Origin of the sequence: Caulobacter vibrioides (assembly GCF_002310375.3) — a bacterium.
In the GTDB taxonomy this organism is placed as follows: Bacteria; Pseudomonadota; Alphaproteobacteria; order Caulobacterales; family Caulobacteraceae; genus Caulobacter; species Caulobacter vibrioides_D.
Window position 1 is genome coordinate 4019335 of record NZ_CP023315.3, and the last position, 20432, is coordinate 4039766.

23 protein-coding genes are annotated in these 20432 nt (G+C 67.5%); 9 read left to right on the top strand and 14 right to left on the bottom strand.

What is annotated here, in order from left to right; all coding sequences use genetic code 11:
• Window positions 1-33 precede the first annotated feature (33 nt).
• The 3 genes from rfbC (at window position 34) to CA606_RS19105 (ending at window position 2893) form a co-directional block, all read left to right on the top strand.
• Complete coding sequence (gene rfbC / locus CA606_RS19095; protein WP_096053095.1) at window positions 34-591, top strand: dTDP-4-dehydrorhamnose 3,5-epimerase; 558 nt, start codon at window positions 34-36, stop codon at window positions 589-591.
• Window positions 592-712: 121 nt separating this feature from the next.
• Complete coding sequence (locus tag CA606_RS19100) at window positions 713-1615, top strand: alpha/beta fold hydrolase (protein ID WP_096053094.1); 903 nt, start codon at window positions 713-715, stop codon at window positions 1613-1615.
• Window positions 1616-1690: 75 nt separating this feature from the next.
• Window positions 1691-2893: a threonine ammonia-lyase gene (locus CA606_RS19105; protein WP_096053093.1), complete on the top strand. Its 1203-nt coding sequence runs from the start codon at window positions 1691-1693 to the stop codon at window positions 2891-2893.
• A gap of 134 nt (window positions 2894-3027) precedes the next feature.
• Here CA606_RS19105 and CA606_RS19110 read toward each other — a convergent pair whose 3' ends face one another.
• Window positions 3028-3540 carry an FKBP-type peptidyl-prolyl cis-trans isomerase gene (locus CA606_RS19110; RefSeq protein ID WP_181242692.1) on the bottom strand — a complete coding sequence of 171 codons (513 nt, stop codon included), beginning with the start codon at window positions 3538-3540 and terminating at the stop codon, window positions 3028-3030.
• 128 nt (window positions 3541-3668) lie between these two features.
• Here CA606_RS19110 and galU point away from each other — a divergent pair, with 128 nt between their 5' ends.
• On the top strand, window positions 3669-4565 hold the full coding sequence (galU, locus tag CA606_RS19115; protein ID WP_181242693.1) for a UTP--glucose-1-phosphate uridylyltransferase GalU: 897 nt from the start codon (window positions 3669-3671) through the stop codon (window positions 4563-4565).
• Between the two features lie 54 nt (window positions 4566-4619).
• Here the strand turns inward: galU and queG are convergent, their stop codons facing one another.
• From queG to CA606_RS19140, 5 genes are all read right to left on the bottom strand, one after another.
• A complete protein-coding gene (gene queG, locus CA606_RS19120) occupies window positions 4620-5795 on the bottom strand; it encodes a tRNA epoxyqueuosine(34) reductase QueG (RefSeq protein ID WP_096053091.1) in 1176 nt (391 codons plus the stop codon).
• Window positions 5776-6462 (bottom strand): FtsZ-binding protein FzlA, encoded by a 687-nt coding sequence (gene fzlA / locus CA606_RS19125; RefSeq protein WP_096053940.1) that lies wholly within the window; start codon window positions 6460-6462, stop codon window positions 5776-5778. The genes queG and fzlA overlap by 20 nt, the downstream gene beginning before the upstream one ends.
• Before the next feature lie 119 nt (window positions 6463-6581).
• Window positions 6582-8033: a D-glycero-beta-D-manno-heptose-7-phosphate kinase gene (rfaE1, locus tag CA606_RS19130; protein WP_096053090.1), complete on the bottom strand. Its 1452-nt coding sequence runs from the start codon at window positions 8031-8033 to the stop codon at window positions 6582-6584.
• Window positions 8034-8094: 61 nt separating this feature from the next.
• Window positions 8095-9024, bottom strand: a complete 930-nt coding sequence (locus CA606_RS19135; RefSeq protein ID WP_096053089.1) for a cation diffusion facilitator family transporter — start codon at window positions 9022-9024, stop codon at window positions 8095-8097.
• Window positions 9025-9055: 31 nt separating this feature from the next.
• Window positions 9056-10141: a citrate synthase/methylcitrate synthase gene (locus tag CA606_RS19140; protein ID WP_096053088.1), complete on the bottom strand. Its 1086-nt coding sequence runs from the start codon at window positions 10139-10141 to the stop codon at window positions 9056-9058.
• 74 nt (window positions 10142-10215) lie between these two features.
• Here CA606_RS19140 and CA606_RS19145 point away from each other — a divergent pair, with 74 nt between their 5' ends.
• Entirely contained in the window at window positions 10216-11394 is a 1179-nt protein-coding gene (locus CA606_RS19145; RefSeq protein WP_096053087.1) for a citrate synthase family protein, read from the top strand.
• Here the strand turns inward: CA606_RS19145 and CA606_RS19150 are convergent.
• The gene (locus tag CA606_RS19150) at window positions 11370-12398 is read right to left on the bottom strand and encodes a ligase-associated DNA damage response exonuclease (protein ID WP_096053086.1); all 1029 of its coding nucleotides are present in this window, start codon (window positions 12396-12398) and stop codon (window positions 11370-11372) included. The genes CA606_RS19145 and CA606_RS19150 overlap by 25 nt on opposite strands.
• Window positions 12399-12423: 25 nt before the next feature.
• Here CA606_RS19150 and CA606_RS19155 point away from each other — a divergent pair, with 25 nt between their 5' ends.
• The 3 genes from CA606_RS19155 to CA606_RS19165 all read left to right on the top strand — a co-directional run bounded on the left by CA606_RS19155 (window position 12424) and on the right by CA606_RS19165 (window position 13653).
• Window positions 12424-12924, top strand: coding sequence for a PaaI family thioesterase (locus CA606_RS19155; RefSeq protein WP_096053085.1), 501 nt, complete (start codon window positions 12424-12426; stop codon window positions 12922-12924).
• Window positions 12921-13340 carry a PaaI family thioesterase gene (locus CA606_RS19160; RefSeq protein ID WP_096053084.1) on the top strand — a complete coding sequence of 140 codons (420 nt, stop codon included), beginning with the start codon at window positions 12921-12923 and terminating at the stop codon, window positions 13338-13340. Before CA606_RS19155 ends, CA606_RS19160 begins: the two co-directional genes overlap by 4 nt.
• A 214-nt stretch (window positions 13341-13554) precedes the next feature.
• Complete coding sequence (locus CA606_RS19165; RefSeq protein ID WP_096053083.1) at window positions 13555-13653, top strand: hypothetical protein; 99 nt, start codon at window positions 13555-13557, stop codon at window positions 13651-13653.
• Between the two features lie 81 nt (window positions 13654-13734).
• Here the strand turns inward: CA606_RS19165 and CA606_RS19170 are convergent, their stop codons facing one another.
• The gene (locus tag CA606_RS19170) at window positions 13735-14649 is read right to left on the bottom strand and encodes a histone deacetylase family protein (protein WP_096053082.1); all 915 of its coding nucleotides are present in this window, start codon (window positions 14647-14649) and stop codon (window positions 13735-13737) included.
• An 81-nt stretch (window positions 14650-14730) separates the two neighbouring features.
• Between CA606_RS19170 and CA606_RS19175 the strand changes: the two genes are divergently transcribed.
• Window positions 14731-15585, top strand: a complete 855-nt coding sequence (locus CA606_RS19175) for an acyl-CoA thioesterase (protein ID WP_096053081.1) — start codon at window positions 14731-14733, stop codon at window positions 15583-15585.
• 145 nt (window positions 15586-15730) lie between these two features.
• On the opposite strand, the gene CA606_RS19180 is transcribed toward CA606_RS19175, so the two are convergent.
• The 6 genes from CA606_RS19180 to CA606_RS19205 form a co-directional block, all read right to left on the bottom strand.
• Window positions 15731-16156: a type II toxin-antitoxin system PemK/MazF family toxin gene (locus CA606_RS19180; protein ID WP_096053080.1), complete on the bottom strand. Its 426-nt coding sequence runs from the start codon at window positions 16154-16156 to the stop codon at window positions 15731-15733.
• 41 nt (window positions 16157-16197) lie between these two features.
• Window positions 16198-16761 (bottom strand): NUDIX hydrolase, encoded by a 564-nt coding sequence (locus CA606_RS19185; protein ID WP_096053079.1) that lies wholly within the window; start codon window positions 16759-16761, stop codon window positions 16198-16200.
• A 23-nt stretch (window positions 16762-16784) separates the two neighbouring features.
• Window positions 16785-17366 carry a ribosome maturation factor RimM gene (gene rimM, locus CA606_RS19190; protein WP_096053078.1) on the bottom strand — a complete coding sequence of 194 codons (582 nt, stop codon included), beginning with the start codon at window positions 17364-17366 and terminating at the stop codon, window positions 16785-16787.
• 57 nt (window positions 17367-17423) lie between these two features.
• A complete protein-coding gene (rpsP, locus tag CA606_RS19195) occupies window positions 17424-17921 on the bottom strand; it encodes a 30S ribosomal protein S16 (RefSeq protein ID WP_096053077.1) in 498 nt (165 codons plus the stop codon).
• 25 nt (window positions 17922-17946) lie between these two features.
• Window positions 17947-19473: a signal recognition particle protein gene (gene ffh / locus CA606_RS19200; protein ID WP_096053939.1), complete on the bottom strand. Its 1527-nt coding sequence runs from the start codon at window positions 19471-19473 to the stop codon at window positions 17947-17949.
• A gap of 361 nt (window positions 19474-19834) precedes the next feature.
• Window positions 19835-20341: a DUF1993 domain-containing protein gene (locus tag CA606_RS19205; RefSeq protein ID WP_181242694.1), complete on the bottom strand. Its 507-nt coding sequence runs from the start codon at window positions 20339-20341 to the stop codon at window positions 19835-19837.
• Between the last annotated feature and the right edge of the window lie 91 nt (window positions 20342-20432).

A 20432-nucleotide genomic window follows, 5' to 3' on the forward strand; every position in this document is an offset into this window, starting at 1 on the left:
TGGTCAGCAAATTCCAGAGCAAAGTATCGCGTCATGAAGATCACACCGCTGGCGATCCCCGAAGTGCTGCTTATCACGCCCGCGCGCCATGGCGATGAGCGCGGCTGGTTTTCCGAGACCTTCCGGCAATCGGCGCTGGAGGAGGCTGGGTTCAAAGCGGCCTTCGTCCAGGACAATCACGTGCGCTCGACGACGCGCGGCATCCAGCGCGGCCTGCACTACCAGAAGCCGCCGCACGCCCAGGACAAGCTGCTGCGCTGCGTGGTCGGATCGATCTTCGACGTCGCGGTCGACATTCGCAAAGGCTCGCCGACCTTCGGCCAATGGGTCGGGGCCGAGCTGTCGGCGCAGAATCGCCAGCAACTCCTCGTACCCAAGGGCTTCGCCCACGGTTACGTGACCCTGAGCGACGCCTGCGAGGTGCTCTACAAGGTCACCGACTACTACGCGCCCCAAGCCGAGGGCGGCGTGCGCTGGAGCGATCCGGCGATCGGCATCGACTGGCCAATCCCGGTGAACGAGATCACGGCCAACGACCGCGACAACGCCGCGCCGCTGCTGGCGGAGATTGAGACGCCGTTCGCATACTGAAATCCTCCCCCCAGCGGGGGAGGTGTCCGCAAAGCGGACGGTGGGGGGAGTTCTGGAGGGCCTACCCCTTCCCTCTCCATCGCCTTTCGGCGACACCTCTCCCCTAGGGAGAGGATTTGAGATGACCGCCTTCACCGACCTGTTCTGGACCTCCCACGACGGCCTGCGGCTGCACGCGCGCGATTATGCGCAGGTCGGGGAGGCGCGCGGGGCTCCGGTGATCTGCATCCACGGCCTGACCCGCAACGCCCGGGACTTCGAAAGCCTGGCTCCCAGGATCGCCGCCATGGGCCGGCGCGTGCTGGCGGTGGATGTCCGAGGCCGGGGCCTTTCGGCGCGCGACCCGCAGCCGCTGAACTATCACCCAGGGACCTATGCGGCCGACATCGTCGCCTTGCTCGCGGCGACCGAGATCGAGCGGGCGGTGTTCGTCGGCACCAGCATGGGTGGCCTGATCACCATGGTGCTGACCTCACTGAAGCCCGAGGCGATCGCGGCGGCGGTGCTCAACGATGTCGGTCCCGAGCTGTCGCCCGTGGGTCTGGCCCGTATCGCCGGCTATACGGGGCTGGCGAGCCGCTTTGCGACCTGGGACGCAGCCGTGGCCTACGCCAAGGCGATCAATGAGGCGGCCTTTCCGGCCTATGGGACGCAGGATTGGGACGTCTTCGCCCGCCGCCTGTTCGACCAAGAGGGCGACGGCTTCGTGCTGGCCTATGACCCGGACATCTCCGCCCCGATCAAGGCCGCCGCGCAAGCTGCAGCCAAGACCCAGGCCGAGGGCGGTCAGGCCCTGGCGCCGCCCGACATGTACCCGCTGTTCCGGGCCCTGGCGAAGAACCGGCCGCTGCTGCTGGTTCGGGGCGCCATCTCGGACCTGATCGACAGCGATATCGCCGAGCGCATGCGCGTCGCCGCGCCCGAAATGGCCTATGCCGAGGTTCCCGGCGTCGGGCACGCGCCCATGCTGAGCGAGCCGGAAGCCTGGTCGGCGATAGAAAAGCTGCTGCGCACCGCGCCGTAAGAGACGTGAACGGCGGGCCTTGCCGTGCTAGACGCGCGGCCACGGCGATTTTTCGCCGCGACAGAAGTGGACGACATGACCCTCGACCTCGCCGCCATCCAGGCCGCCGCCCGCCGTCTCCAGGGCCAGATCGAGCGCACGCCGTGCCGTCACTCCAAGACCCTCTCGAAGATCACCGGCGCCGAGGTGTGGGTGAAGTTCGAGAACCTGCAGTTCACCGCCGCCTACAAGGAGCGCGGCGCGCTCAACAAACTGATGCTTCTGTCGGAGACCGAGAAGCGGCACGGCGTCATCGCCGCCAGCGCCGGCAACCACGCCCAGGGCCTGGCCTATCACGGCGCGCGGCTTGGCGTGCCGGTCACCATCGTCATGCCCAAGACCACGCCCTTCGTGAAGGTGCAGCACACCCGCGACTTCGGCGCGACCGTGGTCATCGAGGGCGAGACCTATGACGACGCCAACGCCCATGCCCGCAAGCTGCGCGACGAGCAGGGCCTGACCTTCGTCCACCCGTTCGACGACTACGACATCATGGCCGGCCAGGGCACGATCGCCCTGGAGATGCTGGAGGACGCGCCGGATCTGGAGATCCTGCCCGTGCCGATCGGCGGCGGCGGTTTGATCAGCGGCGTGGCCACGGCGGCCAAGGCGCTGAAGCCGGATATCCGCATCATCGGCTGCGAGCCGGCCATGTATCCGTCCTTCACCGCCAAGATGCGCGGCGTGGCGGCCCACTGCGGCGGCCAGACCATCGCCGAAGGGGTCGCGGTCAAGCAGGTCGGCGAGCTGACCTATGGCGTCGTGCGTCCGCTGATCGACGATGTGCTGCTGCTGGAAGAGCCGCACCTGGAGCAGGCCGTCTCGCTCTATTGCAACGTCGAGAAGACCATCGCCGAGGGCGCGGGCGCGGCCTCGCTGGCCGCCCTGCTGGCCTATCCCGAACGCTTCCGGGGCAAGAAGTGCGGCCTGATCCTGTGCGGCGGCAATATCGACACCCGCCTCTTGGCCTCGGTGCTGACCCGCGAACTGGTGCGCGCCCAGCGCCTGGCCAGCTTGCGGATCATCGGTGACGACCGTCCGGGCCTGTTGTCGACCGTCGCCTCGGTCATCGGCGCCATGGGCGCCAACATCATTGAGGTGAACCACAACCGCCTAGCCCTGGACGTGCCCGCCAAGGGCGCGGAGTTCGACATCACCATCGAGACCCGCGACGCCCAGCACACCCAGGAGGTCATGGAGGCCTTGCGCGAGAGCGGCTACCCGCCCCGCGTGGTTTGAGGCTTTAGCGACCCCTCCGATCCTCTGGCCCACCTCCCCCGCTTCGCAGGGGAGGAGAACTATCATCCTCCCTCGTGCAACGGGGGAGGTGGATCGCTGCGAATACGCAGCGAGACGGAGGGGGCGCTCGACCTTTATTCCTTCGGCTTGCCCGGACCGATGCGGTTCACGTCGAGCAGTTCGATCCGGAAGATCATCACGCTGTTAGCGGGGATCGGCCCCTTGTCCTGCGCGCCATAGCCCAGGGCCGGCGGCACATAGAGGATCCACTCGTCGCCCGCCTTCATGCGCTGCAGGGCGATCACCCAAGCGGGCACCAGACCGTCCAGCGGGAACACGGCCGGCACGCCGCGCTCGTAGCTGGAATCGAACACCGTGCCGTCGATCAGCTTGCCCTCGTAGTGAACCTTGACCTCGTCGGCCTTGTTCGGGTGCATGCCGCCGTTCGGGCCTTCGCGCACGACCTTGTACTGCAGGCCCTGCGGCAGGGTGACGACGCCTGGCTCCTTGCCGTTCTTGGCCATGAAGGCGTCGGCGGTGGCGAGGTTCTCCTGCGCCTTCTTGCTGGGGCCGCAGGCCGCAAGGGCCAGGCCGGCGGCGGCGAGGGTGACGAGCAGGGCGCGGCGATGCATGGGAACCTCGATCAAAATGCGCCGTCCAGCTAACACGCCCTGCCTAGAATTCCACGCCTCGACGTCCCTAAGGGCTCGCGCGGCGCTGATTTCACGGAACAGTGGTGGCGCTCCTGCGACTTGGCGCCTAGAAACAGCGACCCATGTCCGCAGACGAGATCTCCATGAAACCCGTTCGCAAAGCTGTTCTTCCCGTCGCCGGTCTCGGCACCCGTGTCCTGCCAGGCACCAAGACCACGCCAAAGGAACTGCTGAACGTCGTCGACCGTCCAATTCTTTCCTACATCGTCGAGGAAGGTCGCAAGGCGGGCATCGAACACTTTGTCTTCGTCACCGGCCGCTCGAAGGGCGCGATCGAGGACTATTTCGATCATCAGATCGAGCTTGAGGCGCAGCTGGAAGCCAAGGGCAAGACCGAGATCCTGGAACAGCTACGCGCCGAGCTGCCCAAGCCCGGCGAGATGAGCTTCGTGCGCCAGATGGCCCCGCTGGGCCTGGGCCACGCCGTCTGGTGCGCCCGCGACATCATCGGCGACGAGCCCTTCGCGGTCATGCTGCCGGACGTCATCGTCGACGCCGAGCGCGCCTGCCTTGGACAACTGATCGACCTCTACAACAAGGTCGGCGGCGGCAATGTCATCGGCGTCGAGGAAGTGCCGGAAAGCGAGACCCACAAGTACGGCGTCGTCGCGCCCGGCAAGGTCGATGGCCGCATGGCGACCATGACCGGCATGGTCGAAAAGCCGGCGAAGGGCACGGCGCCGTCCAACTGGGCGATCGCCGGCCGCTATATCCTGCAGCCCGAGATCTTCGCCCTGCTGGCCGCCCAGGAGAAGGGCGCCGGCAACGAGATTCAGCTGACCGACTCGATGGCCAAGCTGATGCAGGACCAGGCCTTCCACGCCTATGTCTATGAGGGCGTCACCCACGACTGCGGCGACAAGATCGGCCTGCTGCGCGCCAATGTGGCCCTGGCCCTGAAGCGCCCCGACCTGGGCGCCGCCGCCCGCGCGGCGGTCGAGGCGGCGCTGAAGGCCTAAGAATAGATCCCCCCAGCGGGGGAGGCGGCAGAAGGCCGGAGGGGGAAGTTCGCGCTATCCGGCTTCTTCCCCCTCCGTCGCCTGCGGCGACACCTCCCCCGCTAGGGGGAGGATTTGCCACTCCGCCAGGACGTCGGGGTGGCTTTCGGGACTCCGTAACGCCAGCGCCGCCTCGCCCAGCAGGCGGCGCGTGGCCCACACGGCCGCGCCACGCACGATTGGCGCAGGATCGGCTAGCAGCGGCTCCACCACCGCCATCAGGCCCACATTACCGCTATTGCCGATCGCGTAGAGCACGTTGCGCACGAAGCGGTCGCGGCCGATCCGCTTGATCGGGTTCTTCGAGAACAGCGCGCGGAACGCCCCATCGTCCAGCACCGCCAGCTCGGCCAGGGACGGCTGACGCAAGGCCTCGCGCGCCACCAGCTTGGCCTCGTTCGACAGGCTGGCGAACTTGTTCCACGGGCATACCGCCAGGCAGTCATCGCAGCCATAGATCCGGTTGCCCATCGCAGGCCGAAATTCCGAAGGGATCGGGCCGGCGAGCTCGATGGTCAGGTACGAGATACAGCGTCGCGCATCCAGCTGACGCGGCGCGGGAAAGGCGTTGGTCGGGCAGACGTCAAGGCACGCGCGGCATGAGCCGCAATGGTCGACCTCGGCGGCGTCCGCAGGCAGATCCAGGGTGGTCAGGACGCTGCCCAGGAACAGCCACGAGCCGAACTGGCGCGAGACGAGGTTGGTATGCTTGCCCTGCCAGCCCAGGCCCGCGCGCTGCGCCAGGGGCTTTTCAAGCAGCGGCGCGGTGTCGACGAAGACCTTCACCTCTTCGCCGAACCGGCGGTGCATCCAGCCCGCCAGCACCTTCAGGCGCTTCTTGATCACGTCGTGATAGTCGTCGCCCTGGGCGTAGACCGAGATCGCCGCGCGCGCAGGATCGGCCAGCTGTTCGAGCGGATCGATGTCGGGTCCGTAGTTGACGCCCAGCACCACCGCTGACTTCGCGTCGGTCCACATGGCGGTCGGATGCGAGCGCCGTTCCAGCGTCTCCTCCATCCAGCCCATCGCGCCGTGGCGTTCGGCCTGGACAAACTCACGCAGCCATTCGCCGTTGGGCCAGGCCTCCGTGGCGCTCGCGAAGCCACAGGCCGAAAAGCCCAGGTTCAGGGCTTCAGCGCGGATCTCGTCCTTGATGCGGTCTGGCGTCAGCTCAGAAATCGAGGTCGTCATAGTGCGCGGCCGGCGCGAGGCCGGGCCAGCGGTCGGCCAGGATCGGCCTGAAGCACGGCCTCGACTTGAGCTTCATGTACCACGTCTTGGCGGTCGGGAAGTCCTTCCACGGCACGTCGCCGAAGTAGTCGATCACCGACAGGTGCGCGGCGGCGGCGAAATCGGCCAGGCTCATGCGACGACCCGCCAGCCAGTCGCGGGTCTGTAGCAGGCTCTCGATATAGCCAAGATGCATGCGCAGCGCTTCGCGCCCCTGGCGCAGGGCGGCCAGGTCCGGCGCGCCCATCCGCAGCAGGCGCTTTTCCATCTTCTCGTGAAGCAGGAAGCCGTTGACCTCGTTGTCGAACTTGCGGTCGAACCACTGCAGCAGCCGGCGGGCCTCGGCGCGCTCGGCCGGGTCGCGGCCCAGAAGCGGCGGTTCGGTCTCGGTCTCTTCGATGTGCTCGAGGATCGCGCGGGTCTCGCAGACCACGAGGTTGCGCTGATGCTTGGTCTCGACCAGCACCGGCGGCATGCCCGACGGATTCAGCGCGGTGAACTCCGGCGGCATTTCCCAGTAGCGAACCTGCATCTCGACGAACGGCAGGCGCTTCTCGCCGAGCGCCAGGCGTACCTGTCGCGAGGCGGGATCGAGGGGGAAATGATGAAGAGTACGTTCGACGCTCATGCCCAGGCGCAATCAGGCTGCATCGAAAAAGCGATGCGCCGTTTTGCTTAACAACAGATTGCTGAACAGCGTTTAGCCAGGAAATCCAGGCTTTTGCGCGGCATTTTTGCTCTGAGCGCTCAGCTATTCATCCGGGCGATGAGGTTCGTTGTGCTCTGACCCTGCTTGAGCTCGGCCAACACCACCTTGCCGCCGTAGCCCAGCACGACGTCGGACCCCACCACCGTCTCGACGGTATAGTCCGCGCCCTTGACCAGGACGTCGGGTCGAAAGGCCTTGATCAACTCCAAGGGCGTGTCCTCGTCGAACAGCACGACAAGATCGACCGAAGACAGCGAGGCCAGCACCGTGGCGCGGCCCTGCTCCTTCTGAACCGGGCGCGTCGGCCCCTTCAGCTTGGAGACCGAGGCGTCAGTGTTGAGGCCCACGATCAGGCGATCGCAGGCCGCCTTGGCCTGGGACAGCAACGAGACATGGCCCGGATGCAGCAGATCAAAGCAGCCGTTGGTGAAACCGACCTTCAGGCCGCGCGCGCGCCAGCCCTCGACGATCCGCTGGGCCTGATCGCGGTCGGCGATCTTGATCTCACCCGGCTCGCCCTGCGCCGAGCTCGCGCACGCCGTCAGCTCGGCGGCGGTGACGACATCGGTGCCGAGCTTGGCCACCACCAGGCCGCCCGCCAGATTGGCGAGCTGAGCGGCCTGCGCCAGGCTGGCGCCGGCGGCGACCGCCAGGGCCAGGGTCGCTGCGACGGTGTCGCCCGCGCCGGAAACGTCGAACACCTCGATCGCCGTCGCCGGCAGGTGGATCGGCGGCTGGTCCCGCACCGCCAGGGTCATGCCCGCGCCGCCGCGGGTGATCAGGGCGGCTTGCAGGCCCGGCGCCATGGCCAGGATCGCCGCGCCGGCGTCTTCCGCAGCCGCATCGCCGGTCTCGACGATCCCCGTGGCCTCGGCGGCCTCCTTGCGGTTCGGCTTGATCAGGGTCGCGCCGTCATAGCGCGCGAAGTCGCGGCTCTTGGGATCGACGATCACCGGCTTGCCGGCGGCCTTGGCGGCGTCGATCGCGCCCCGGACCACCGCCGGCGTCAGGACCCCCTTGGCGTAGTCGGACAGGACGACGACATCGGCAGAGGCCAGCCTGGCCTCGAACGCCATCAGCAAGGCCGCGCCATCGCCCGGGCTGCGGTCCTCGCGGTCGACCCGCAGCATCTGGTGCGAGCCGGAGATATAACGGACCTTCTCGGTCGTGCGGCGCGCGGGGTCGACCACCAGCTCGGCCTCCAGGCCCGCCTCGGCGTCGATCATCCCGCGCAGCGCCGCCCCGGCGTCGTCCTGGCCGATCAGGCCGATCAGCACGGCCTTGGCGCCCAGCGCCGCCACGTTGCGCGCGACATTGCCGGCGCCGCCCAGCATGGCGGTTTCCTTCTCGACCGCGATCACCGGCACCGGCGCCTCGGGCGAGATGCGATCCACCGCGCCATAGATGAAGCGGTCCAGCATCACGTCGCCCAGCACCAGCACGGTCTTACCGGCGAAGGCGCGGGGCAGGTGGGCGAGGGTGTCGTCCATGGAGGTCCTTCGAGTTCTCGCGGCGCTTTTGCCCCCGTCGGGGGGCCTTGGGCAAGCGTCGTCAGTCGTGCTCGACCTCGGCGAACAGCCCGCCATGCTTCTCGGCGAGGCCGCGCGGATCACCGTGGATGATCAGGTCTGCGGCGGGGAAGGCCGCCAGCACCCGGTTCTCCGCCGCGACGATGATCGCGTGGGCTTCGGCCAGCGAGATGTCGCCGGCGAGGTCGGCGTGCATCTGGATGTGGATATAGGGGCCCGAGGCGCGGGTCCGTAGCTGGTGGACGCCTAGGACATTGGGATCGGCGGTGACCAGGGTGACGATCTTCTTGCGCTCCTCATCCGGCAGTTCGTGATCCATCAGCTGATGCGACGCCTCGCGGAAAACCCCGACCGCGCCCCAGATCAGCCACAGCGCCACGATCAGGCCCGCCGCCGCGTCCACCCAGGGCAGGCCAAGCCACGCCGCAGCGCCCACCCCGACCAGGGCGACGGCGTTCGAGGCCAGATCGGCGGCGTAGTGAGCCCGATCGCCCGAGATCGCGATCGAGCCGCTGGCCTTGACCACCCGCGTCTGGGCGGTGATCAGGGCGAGCGTCAGCCCGATCGAGATCGCCATCACCGCCACGCCGGCCAGGCCATGCTCGACGGGCTGCGGATGGAGCCAGGCGTTGATGGCTTCACGCCCGACCAGGGCTCCGGAGGCGAAAACCAGACCGCCCTGCATCAGGCTGGAGAAGGCCTCGGCCTTGCCGTGCCCGAACCGGTGCTCGGCGTCCGGCGGCTCGGCCGCATAGCGCACCGCATAGACCGTGATCAGAGAGGCGATCAGATCCAGGACCGAGTCGGACAACGAGGCCAGGATCGCCACCGAACCACTGGCCCGCCAGGCGATCGCCTTGACCACGATCAGAATGGCGGCGGTGGCGACCGAGAGCAGCGCCACGCGCTGGGTTGCGGCCCGGATCTCAGGTGAGGCGGCGGAGAGCGACATGGGTTCTCTCTACCGCACTCGACGCCGAAGACTAAGCCGCGACGCGGACCTCAGGCCCGACATAGACCGATTGTGGCCGGATCAGACGGCCTCCCGCCAGCTGTTCGCGCGCATGGGCCAGCCAGCCGGCGACGCGCCCCATGGCGAACACGCAGGTGAAGCTGGACGGCGGCAGGCCCAGGGCCTCCAGCAGCAGGGCCGTGTAGAACTCGACATTGGTGTCGAGCGGGCGATCGGGCTTGTATTCGCGCAGGATCTCAAGCGCGGCATGCTCGACCGCCTCGGCGAAGGCGAGCCGGCCCGGCAGGCCACCCGAAGCGCTCGACAGTCGGCGAACGGCGACCTTCAAGGCGTCGGCGCGGGGGTCGCGGACGCGGTAAATGCGGTGGCCAAAGCCCATCAGCCGGTCGCCGCGCGCCAGGGCGCGTTCGAGCCAGGGCCGGGCGTTCTCCGGCGTTCCGATCGCGTCCAGCATGTCGATGACGGGCCCCGGCGCGCCGCCATGCAGCGGGCCCATCAGCGCCGACAGGCCGGCCAGAACCGAAGAGGTCAGGCCCGCCCGCGTCGAGGCCACCACCCGGGCGGCGAAGGTCGAGGCGTTCAGACCGTGGTCGCAGACCGTCACCAGATAGGCGTCCAGGGCCGCGGCTTCGGCGTCGGTCGCCGGGACGCCTCGCGTCATGCGCAGGATATCGGCGGCGTGCGACAAGTCCGGGTCCGGAACGATCGGCGCTTGGCCGTTGGCGACGCGCAGCACAGCCGGCGTAAAGACCGCCGGAGCGGCGATCAGCATCAAGGCCGTCTTGAGGTCATCACCGTCCGGAATCCGCGCCAGCAGCGCGCGCATGGCTTCGACCGGATCGCGTCGCGCCAGGCCCTCGTCCAGCCCGCCGACCTCGGCGAAGACGCGGGCCCGCGCTTCACCAAGCGCCGGGGCCAGGTCGCTGGGCGCGTCGTCGAAGAAGCCGTCGAGCAACAGGTGGGCGGCGTCCTCGAAGCGTGTGCGGCCCGCGAGATCCTCCACGGCGTAGCCACGGATCACCAGGCGCCCGTGCGCGCCATCGACATCGGAAAGAACGGTTTGGGCGGCGATCACGCCCTCAAGACCATCAGACATGCGCGGTCTCCTTTCGCGGCGAAGGAGCGCCTCACCGCCTTGATCGTCAATCTTGATCAATATAATCAATCTATATGAGCGACTGGCTGGACGCGGATCAGGTTTTGCAACGACTGCGGATCCGGCCGCAGACACTCTACGCCTATGTCAGCCGCGGGCGGATCGAGGCGGCGGCCCATCCCAGCGACCCACGGCGCAGCCTCTATCGCGCCTCAGACGTCGCGGCCCTGGCGCGCAAGAAGGCGCGCGGTCGACGCCTCGCGGACGTGGCGGCCGAGGCGATCGCCTGGGGCGAACCGGTACTGCCGTCAGCCATCACGACCGTGAGCGGCGGCAAGCTCTGGTATCGCGGCGAGGACGCGGCGGATCTCGCCGACCAGGGCCTGACGCTCGAGAATGTCGCGCGCCTGCTGCGGGGCGGACATGGCGCAGCGCTGAAGGCGTCAAGCCGGCCGCCGCCGCCCGCGACGGACAGCGCGCGGTCGCGCCTGTTCCTGACCCTGGCTGAACGCGCGGGGCGGGAGCCACCCGCCCGAGGCCGCGCCCCGCTGGCCCTGGCCATGGAGGCCGCCGACCTGTTGGACGCGATCGTGGACGCCGCGACGGGCCAGGCTGGCGACGGGCCTGCCCACCAGCGCTTCGCCCAAGCCTGGGGCCTGACCCCGGACGGGGCCGATCTGATCCGGCGGGCGCTGGTTCTGCTGGCCGACCATGAACTGAACGCCTCGACCTTTGCGGCGCGCGTGGCCGCCTCGACCGGCGCGTCCTTGTCGGCGGCGTGTCTGGCGGGTCTGTCGGCGCTGTCGGGACCGCTGCACGGTGGCATGGCGGCGCGTGTGGAGGCTCTGGTCGAAGAAGCTGATCGACGGGACGCCGCCCGCGCCGTCTCCGCGCGCCTGGAGCGAGGCTCCAGCCTGCCTGGGTTTGACCATCCGCTCTATCCCGACGGCGATCCGCGCGCTGCGGCTCTGCTGGCCAGGTTCGAGCCCCCGGAGCCGTTGACGGCGCTTTGGCAAGCCACCCGGGCCACGACGGGTCTGGCGCCCAATATCGACTTCGCGCTGGTCGCCCTGGCGCGGGGCCTCGCCCTGCCGCCGGACGCCCCGTTCATCCTCTTCGCCACGGCGCGCAGCGCCGGGTGGACGGCCCACGCGATCGAACAGCTGCAGACCGGCAAGCTGATCCGGCCTCGGGCACGCTACGTCGGGACCGCGCCAACGAACCCGCCCTACTCGCCCTCTTCGTCGTCGTAACCCACAAGGCGCAGGGCGCGAGCCGGGATGCCCTCTAGCTGACACCAGCGCTCCAGGGCCTCCTCGCGCCCATGCGTGATCCACACCTCGCCGGGCCTCAGCTCGTCCAGCGTCGCCGTCAGTTCGTCCCAGTCCGCGTGATCCGACAGGATGAGCGGTAACTCCACGCCGCGCTGCCGCGCCCGGGCGCGCACTCGCATCCAGCCTGAGGCGAAGCAATCGACGGGGTCGGGGAAACGGCGGGACCAGCGATCCGCGATCGCGCTGGGCGGGGCGATGACGATTTGGCCCGCAAAGGCGTCCTTTGGGCCCGTGGCTGTCGCCGGCGCCAACGGCCCCAGATCCACGCCATGGGCCTCGTAGAGCGCGTTCAAGCGCTCCAGCGCGCCATGAACGTAGATCGTCTTGTCCCAGCCGGCTTCGCGCAGCAGGCGGATCACCCGCTGGGCCTTGCCCAGAGCGTAGGCGCCGACAAGGTGGCAACGGTCCGGGAACTGTGCGACCGACGACAGCAGACTGCGGATCTCCCCCGCATCGTCCGGATGGCGGAAGACCGGCAGGCCGAAGGTCGCCTCGGTGATGAACACATCGCACGGCACGGGCTCGAAGCGCGCGCAGGTCGGATCGCGGCGGCGCTTGTAGTCGCCGGAAACCACCATGGTCAGACCCTTCCAGCGCACCACGGCCTGGGCCGAACCGAGGACGTGGCCTGCAGGAACCAGCGTCACCGACACGCCGTCACGCGTGAAGCTCTGACCGTAGGCGATGGATTCTCGGCGGCCGGCGAAATCCTCGCCGTAGCGGACCGCCATGATCGCCAGGGTCTCGGGCGTCGCGGCGACCTCGCCGTGGCCGGCCCGGGCGTGATCCGCGTGGCCATGGGTGATCACCGCCCGGTCCACGGGTCGGACCGGATCGATGTAGAAGTCTCCCGGCGGGCAATAGAGGCCGTTCGGCCGGGGACAGAGGAGGTCTTCGGGTTTGATCACGTCTGGATATGACAACGCCTTAAGCGCTAAGCCTATCGGTATGAGCGATCACGAACAGACAAAACTCATCGCCACAGCGATGAACGAGGGTAGCCCGCAGGCCAAGGCCTTGGGATTCACCACCCTGGAGATTGGCGATGCGGTCGCCCTGCTGAAGGTCCCCTATCGCCCCGAGATCATCGGCGATCCCGAAACCGGCGTCATCGCCGGCGGCGTCGTCACGACCTTGCTGGATCACGCCAGCGGCCAGGCGGTTCACGCCGCGATGGCCACCTGGACCTCAATTGCGACCCTGGACCTGCGGATCGACTACATGCGCGCCGCCGAACCCGGCCTCGACGTGATGGCCCGCGCCCATTGCTACAAGCTGACCCGCTCGGTGGCGTTCGTCCGCGCGGTCGCCTATGACCGCGACCCCGAGGACCCGGTGGCCACGGGCCAGGCGACCTTCATGCTGGACTCCAGCGCCGGCAAGAAGGCCGGCGCCAATCTGAAGCCCTCGCGCGCACCGCGCACCAAGACCGGAGCGGTCGACCAATGAGCGACGCTGACACCCGCCTCGTCTCCATGCTCGACTCGATCCCCTATGCGCGGTTCCTGGGGATCAAGGCCGAGCTGGCGGGGGATGAGATGACCGCCGTGCTGCCGTTCGCCCAGCACATCGTCGGAAACCCGATGCTGCCGGCGATCCACGGCGGCGTTCTGGGCGCCTTCATGGAAATGACCGCCCTGGCTCAACTGTCCGTGGCCGCGCCCATGAAGCGCCAGCCTCGCACCATCGACGTCTCGATCGAATACCTGCGCTCGGGCCGGCCGCTGACCACCTACGCCCGCGCCAGCATCAAGAAACTGGGTCGGCGCATCGCCAATGTGCATGTCGAGGCCTGGCAGGAGACAAGATCCGCCCCGATCGCGACCTTGCGCGGACTCTTTTTGGTCGCCCCCAGCGAGGATTAACGTCGAGGGGTCGCCGAGAACCGCTTCAAAGGGAAAAGTTTCTCGAGAAACCAATCTTTCCGATCACATAACACCTCGTTAATGTCGATTACGGGCGTCAACGTTTCTTAAAACGGCGTCATGAAGCAAGAGTAACGTGTAATAGCCAAGGGGCGGGCCTATATCCCTCTCATCGGACGCCAACGGGGCGGCCGAAGAAAAAGGGATCAAGACCATGACCATGAAGACCAACGCTGTCGCCGGCCTCGCTTCGCTCGTTCTCGCGGTTCTGCCGCTCGTCGTTATCGCCGGTTCGCTCGCCTCGAGCTTCTAAGTGATCGCCGCGTACCTCTCGTCGGGCGCTGCTCCAACCGGAGCTGGCCCGACGGAGATGGCGATAGGAAATCGCCCAAGACTATAAAGAACAAAGACTTTTCGCCGTCCGATGCAGGATGGCGTGGCGCGCCGCCAGACGATCGATATCGACGTCATAGCCGCCGCCAATGACCCCGACCACGGGGATTTCCGAGGAAAGACAAGCGCCCAGGACATAGGCCTCTCGCCGCGCCAGGCCCTCATCGGTCAGCGCCAGGCGCCCGAGCTTGTCGTCTGCATGCGGATCGACGCCCGCGTTGAAGAAGACGATGTCGGGCCTCACGCGCGACAACAGGGCGGGCAAAACATCCTCGAGCTTGGCCAGATAGGTCGCATTGTCGGTCCCGTCTGGGAGCTCGACATCAAGGTCGCTGACGGCCTTGCGATGCGGGAAGTTCTTCTCGGCGTGCATCGAGAAGGTGAAGACGCTGGGATCGTTCTCGAAGATCCGCGCCGTGCCATCGCCCTGATGCACATCCAGGTCGACCACCAGGACCTGCCCGACCAGGCCTTCGGCCAGCAGCCGCCGCGCCGCCACCGCCACGTCATTGAACACGCAGAACCCGGCCCCGGCGTCGGCCGCCGCATGGTGGCTGCCCCCGGCCGTGTTGCAGGCCACCCCGTGCGCCAACGCCAGACGCGCCGCCAGCAGCGTCCCGCCCGTCGCCGCCCGCGCCCGGGTCGCGACGCTTTCGGTATTGGGCATGCCGATCCGGCGGACGATATCGGGCGGCAGGCTAAGCTCGATCACACCGCGCACATAATCTTCGGAATGCACAAGGCGCAGCGTCTCGACATCCACCGGCTCGGGCCGCGCAAAGCCATCGGGCCCGGCCACCCGCTCGGCCTCCAGCGCGGCGGCCAGGCGCGAGAACTTATCCATCGGAAAGCGATGGCCCTCAGGCATCTCGGCGCGAAAGGCGGGGTGGTGAACGATCGGGGGCGGCATGGACATGGCTTGACGATGGGGAGCGCGGCGGCGTGACGCAAGGAGACGGGTTGCGGCGCCGCAAAACGAAGCTTATCGCAGTGCGCCATGCAGACGACTGAGAACCTCGCCGACATCCTGGACCTCGAACCGATCGAGGTGAACCTGTTCCGGGGCGTCAGCCCGAACGACGGATTTCCCCGCATCTTTGGCGGACTGGTGATCGCCCAGGCCCTGCTGGCCGCCTACAGGACGGTGCCGGACCGCATCTGCCATTCACTGCACGCCTATTTCATCCGCCCCGGCGATGTGACCGCGCCCGTCCTCTACGAAGTCGAACGGGCGCGTGACGGCGGCACCTTCACCACGCGCCGCGTCGCCGCCATCCAGCACGGCGAACAGATCTTCAATCTCGCCGCCTCCTTCCAGACGCCGGAAGAGGGCTTCGAGCACCAGTCGGAAATGCCCGACTCGGTCGATCCGGAGAGCCTGCCGACCGAAGCCGACTTCCTGCGCAGCCTGGGCGACCAGATCCATCCGAAGATGGTGGCGATCGCCGAGCGTCCGCGGCCGGTCGATATCCGCTGGATCGATCCGCAGAACCCGATCGCGCCGGTCAAGAAGTCCGGCACCAAGCAGGTCTGGATGCGCGCCAAGGCGCCGCTGGGCGACGATGTGAAGATGCAGCAGGCCGCCCTGGCCTACGCGTCGGACATGGCGTTCATGGAAAGCGCCCTGCGGCCGCACGGTCTGATCTGGACCACCCCCGGCATCCAGGCCGCCAGCCTGGACCACGCCATGTGGTTCCACCACCCGTTCAACTTCAACGACTGGACCCTGTTCGCCCAGGACAGCCCGAGCGCCTCGCAGGGGCGCGGCCTGGTGCGCGGCCAGATGTTCAGCCAGGACGGCAAGCTCTTGGCCTCGGTGGCGCAGGAATGCCTGATGCGGGTGCGGAAGTAGAACGACAAAGGGCGCGACCAAGGCCGCGCCCTCAATCGACAGTCTCGGTTGCTTGTTATCGCCACCGAGACCCGCCACCCTCTCGAGGAAAGTGGTCTCAAAGCCCGATGCTGATGCAGAGCGGGTTCGGACCAGAGATGAGTCGTCAAAGGTGGATTGTCAACTCACGAAGGCTTAAGGCGCAAAGCACGGCTTTCCTGACGCTTTTCAGCTGATCATTGTCGATGTGGGGATAGATGTAGCGGCGCTTGCCCTGCGCATCGCGACCGATGCCGATAGGCGAAAGCCTGCCGTATCCCACGGTCGCCAACATGTCGCACTTCGCCCACTTACGATCGCCCGGCCAGGGCTTGGGCAGAGGACGGACGAACGTAAGCGCGTAATGATAGTCTTGTGGCTCATGGGGAACCGTCGTGCTGAGCGGTACGACCGTGCAAAGCCCGTCACGCCGACGAAGACGCGGCGTAATCACCACGCAGAGCCTTCGCTTGACCATTTCGGGCTCGCGGAAGCCGGTATCGTAGTCGCAAACCAGAACAGCGCCTGGCGCGGGATGGTAGCTCAGCGTCATGACGCTCAACCATGAAGAAATCTCACGCGTACTCAATACTTTTAAGCGAGCTCGATCTTCGCCACGCCGGCGGCCGCCAAACCCCGCAGCAGGGACGCGGCCTGCATGCCCACGGTGATCTCGCCCGCCAGGGCCATGCGGATCGCTTCGGCGCAGGAAACCCAGAGGCTTTCGATACGCTCGCTGGGTTCATCCTGGGGCTCGGCCACCTTCACGACATCCCGCGCGAGAACAATATGCGTGCGATTGGTGTGGGTGCCTGCGTTGGGCCGCGTTTCACCCACGAGGCTGAGCGTTCCCGCGCAGCCCGTTTCCTCCAGCAGCTCACGACGGGCCGCTTCCACGGGATCGGTCTCGTGCGCGTCCATGCCGCCGGCCGGTAATTCGGTCGAGACGCCGCCCAGAGCGTGGCGGTATTGCTTGACCAGCAGGACGTTGTCGTCGGCGTCCAGAGCGACGACCTCGACCCAGTCGGGATATTCCAGGACATAGTAAGGCGCGATCACCGCGCCCTCGTCGGTCACGCAGTCGTCGGCGCGCAGGTGCACCCAGCGGTCCTTGTGCACGATGCGCGAGGCGGTGACCCGCCACTTTCCGTCCGGCATCGCTTGGGCCTCCTGGCGGCGGATCAGTCCCGGTCGCCCAGCTCTTCGTTTTCGTCCAGGCCCTTTTCCTCTGGCCCCTCATGCTCGCCCACGAGCGCCGGCGGGTCAGCCAGGACCAGACCTTCCCTGATCTTGACCTCGGGCGCAGCCGCCCGCGTGAACGGCAGATACCAGGTCGGGCCGCCCAGGTCCGGCGTGATCTCGAGAATGTCGCCGGCCCCGAAGTTCTGGACGCTCTTCACGCGGCCCAGCAACTGGTCGGTCTGGATGTGGCGAACGGTGAGACCGACGAGGTCGGTCAGGTAGAATTCGTCCTCGTCCGGCTCTGGCAAGGCCGAGCGGGGGACGTAAAGCCGCAAGCCGCGCAGGGCGTCGGCGGCTTCCTTGGTTTCAACACCAGGACAGCGGCAAACCACGCCGTCCTTGGTCTTGCGGGCCGAAGCGATGGTGAGGGCGGTCGAGCCATCCTGGCGCTTCAGCATCTTGAAGCCCGCGATGCTGAGCGGGTCTTCGGTATAGGTCGCGATCCGCACCTCGCCGCGCACGCCAAAGCCGCCGGCCACGCGGCCGACCAGGATCAGCGGATCATCGGGAGACACAGCCATCGCCTGGACAGAGTCGCGCCGCCGTCTCGAAGGAGAACGGCGGCGCTGGAACCCTGATTAGCCTTCCGAGGCTTCTTCAGCCGGAGCTTCAGCGGCCGGAGCTTCTTCAGCCGGAGCCTCTTCCACGGCCGGAGCCGCAGCGGCAGCGGCGGCGGCTTCAGCAGCGGCGGCCTTTTCAGCTTCGGCGGCGGCCTTGGCGTCGGCTTCGGCTTGCTTGCGCTCTTCTTCACGCTGAGCGCGCTCGGCCAGACGCTCTTGCGCCTTCTTGCCCGGCTTGCCCTTTTCCGGGTTGTTGCCGGCGGTCCAGGTGGTCAGGCCTTGGGCGGCCAGGAAGCGAGCGACGCGGTCGGTCGGCTGGGCGCCCTTCTTGAGCCACTCTTGGATCGACTCGACCTTCAGGGTGACGCGGTTGGCGTCGTCCTTCTTGAGGAGCGGGTTGTAGGTGCCGACCTTCTCGATGAAACGGCCATCGCGCGGCGAGTGGCTGTCAGCGACGACGATCGAGTAGTACGGACGCTTCTTGGCGCCGCCACGGGCGAGACGGATCTTCAGCATTGCGGTAGTCCTTAGGTCTAAAGTTCTATTTCTTGAACGGGTTGAAGCCGGGCAGGCCCAGGCCGGAGAGAGGATTGGGCTTGGCGTCGCCGCCAGTCCCCAGGCCCGGCAGACCGGGCAGCCCCGAGAGGCCTTGGCCTCCCGCTGCGTTGGGATCGGGTTGAGGCATCTTGCCGCCACCCAAATTCTTGAGACGGGCCATATCGCCGCCGCCCATCATCTGGGCCATGCGGGCCATGCCCTTGCCGCCGTCCTTGGACATGGCTTTGAACATGTCGGCCATCTGGCGGTGCTGCTTGAGCAGACGATTGACCTCGGCCACGTCGACGCCCGAGCCGGCCGCGATGCGGCGCTTGCGCGATGCGGCGAGAATGTCGGGCTTCTTGCGCTCTTCCTTGGTCATCGAGCTGATGATCGCCTGCTGGCGACGGAAGATGCTGTCGTCGACGCCGCTCTCGGCGATCTGCTTCTTGACCTTCTGGACGCCCGGCAGAAGGCCCATGATGCCTTCCATGCCGCCCATGCGCTGCATCTGCTTCAGCTGGGCTGCGAGGTCATCGAGGTCAAACTTGCCCTTGGCCAGCTTCTTGGCCATGCGCTCGGCTTCGGCCTGGTCGAGGTCGGCTGCGGCCTTCTCGACCAGGGCCACGACGTCGCCCTGGCCCAGGATCCGGCCGGCGACGCGACGAGCGTCGAACACGTCCAGCTGGTCGATCTTTTCGCCGGCGCCGAGGAACTTGATCGGCAGGCCGGTGACGTGGCGCATCGACAGCGCCGCCCCGCCGCGGCCGTCGCCGTCGGCGCGGGTCAGGATCAGGCCCGTCAGCGGCAGGCGCTCGTGGAACGCCTTGGCGGTGCGCACGGCGTCCTGACCGGTCAGACTGTCGGCGACCAGGATGGTCTCGGTCGGATTGGCGATGCGGGCGATTTCCGCCGCTTCGCTCATCATCGACTCATCCAGCGTGGTGCGGCCGGCGGTGTCGAGGATCAGGACGTCATAGCCGCCCAGCTTGGCGGCCGTCAGGGCGCGCTTGGCGATGTCCGGGGCGCTTTGGCCAGCGACGATGGGCAGGCTCTCGACCTCGACCTGCTTGGCCAGGGTCGCCAGCTGCTCCATGGCGGCCGGACGCCGGGTGTCGAGCGAGGCGACCAGCACCTTCTTGCGCTCGGACTTGGACAGGCGCAGGGCCAGCTTGCCGGTGGTGGTGGTCTTGCCCGAGCCCTGCAGGCCGGCCATCAGGATCACCGACGGCGGGTTCAGCGCCAGGTTCAGGCCCGTGGGGACCTCGCCGCCCAGCATGTCCACGAGACCGTCATAGACGATCTTGACCACCTGGTCGGCCGGCTTGACCGAGCGGATGACCGCCTCGCCCGAAGCCAGCTCCTTGGCCTTGCTGATGAAGTCCTTGACGACCGGCAGGGCGACGTCGGCCTCGAGCAGCGCGACGCGGACCTCGCGCAGCGCCTCGTCGATGTCCTTTTCGGACAGCACGCCGCGACCGCCGAGGCGTTCGAAGACGCCGGAAAGTCGCTCTGTAAGGCCGTCGAACATGTCGAACCCTGAATAGAACCAAAGCTCCAAACGCGGTCAGCCCCCGTGGACGATCACGTCGACGGGGGTCCTCGCCGTCCTCGTCCGGATGGATCCTGCGCTAACAGGCCGGGGTCGTGACGGTGGAGGCGCTGCTGATAAAGCGCCGGAAGCCGGGGCTTATGGCTGAAAACTGGGTAGGAGTCAAAACCGCCCCTCCATCCGACCTTCCCGGCGAACGCCGGGATCCAGATGGAAGGGCGCTGAGGCGGGCTCTAAAGGCTCTGAGCCGTTCCAGTCATCCCCATCGCCATGAGATCTGGGCCCCGGCATTGGCTTCGCCGCACTGACGTGTCGCCGGGGAGATCGGATTTGAAAGGGGTTACGCCATGCCCAGATAGTCGCGCTTGCCGACCTCGACGCCGTTGTGGCGCAGGATCGCGTAGGCGGTGGTCAGGTGGAAGAAGAAGTTCGGCTGGGCCTGACCCTGGAAATAGGCCAGCCCCTTGACCACGCTGGTCTCGCCGCGACGGGTCAGGGTGATGTCGCGATCCTCGGCGCCAGCGAAGGCGGCCGGGTCCAGGCCCTCGACATAGGCGATGGCCCGATCGATGCGGGCGATCAGCTCGGCGAAGCTGGTCTCGACATCATCCCAGGCCGGAACCTCTTGGCCGGCCAGACGCGCGCAGCAGCCCTTGGCGAAGTCGGTGGCGATCTGCACCTGGCGCAGTAGCGGGAACATGTCGGGAAAGAGCCGCGCCTTCAGCAGGGCGTCGGCGTCCCAGCCCTTGGCCTCGACCTGCGCGGCCGCCTTGGTCAGCACGCCTTTCAGGCCCTTCAGGCCCTGGACGAAGACGGGGACGCTGGCCTGGTGCATGGAAAGGGTCATGTAAGCTCCGCTTGAACGTGTGGCGCACAGATAGGGCGGCGAGAGCCCGACGGGAAGCGTGCGGCCTATCGCCAAGAAAAAGGGCGGCCCC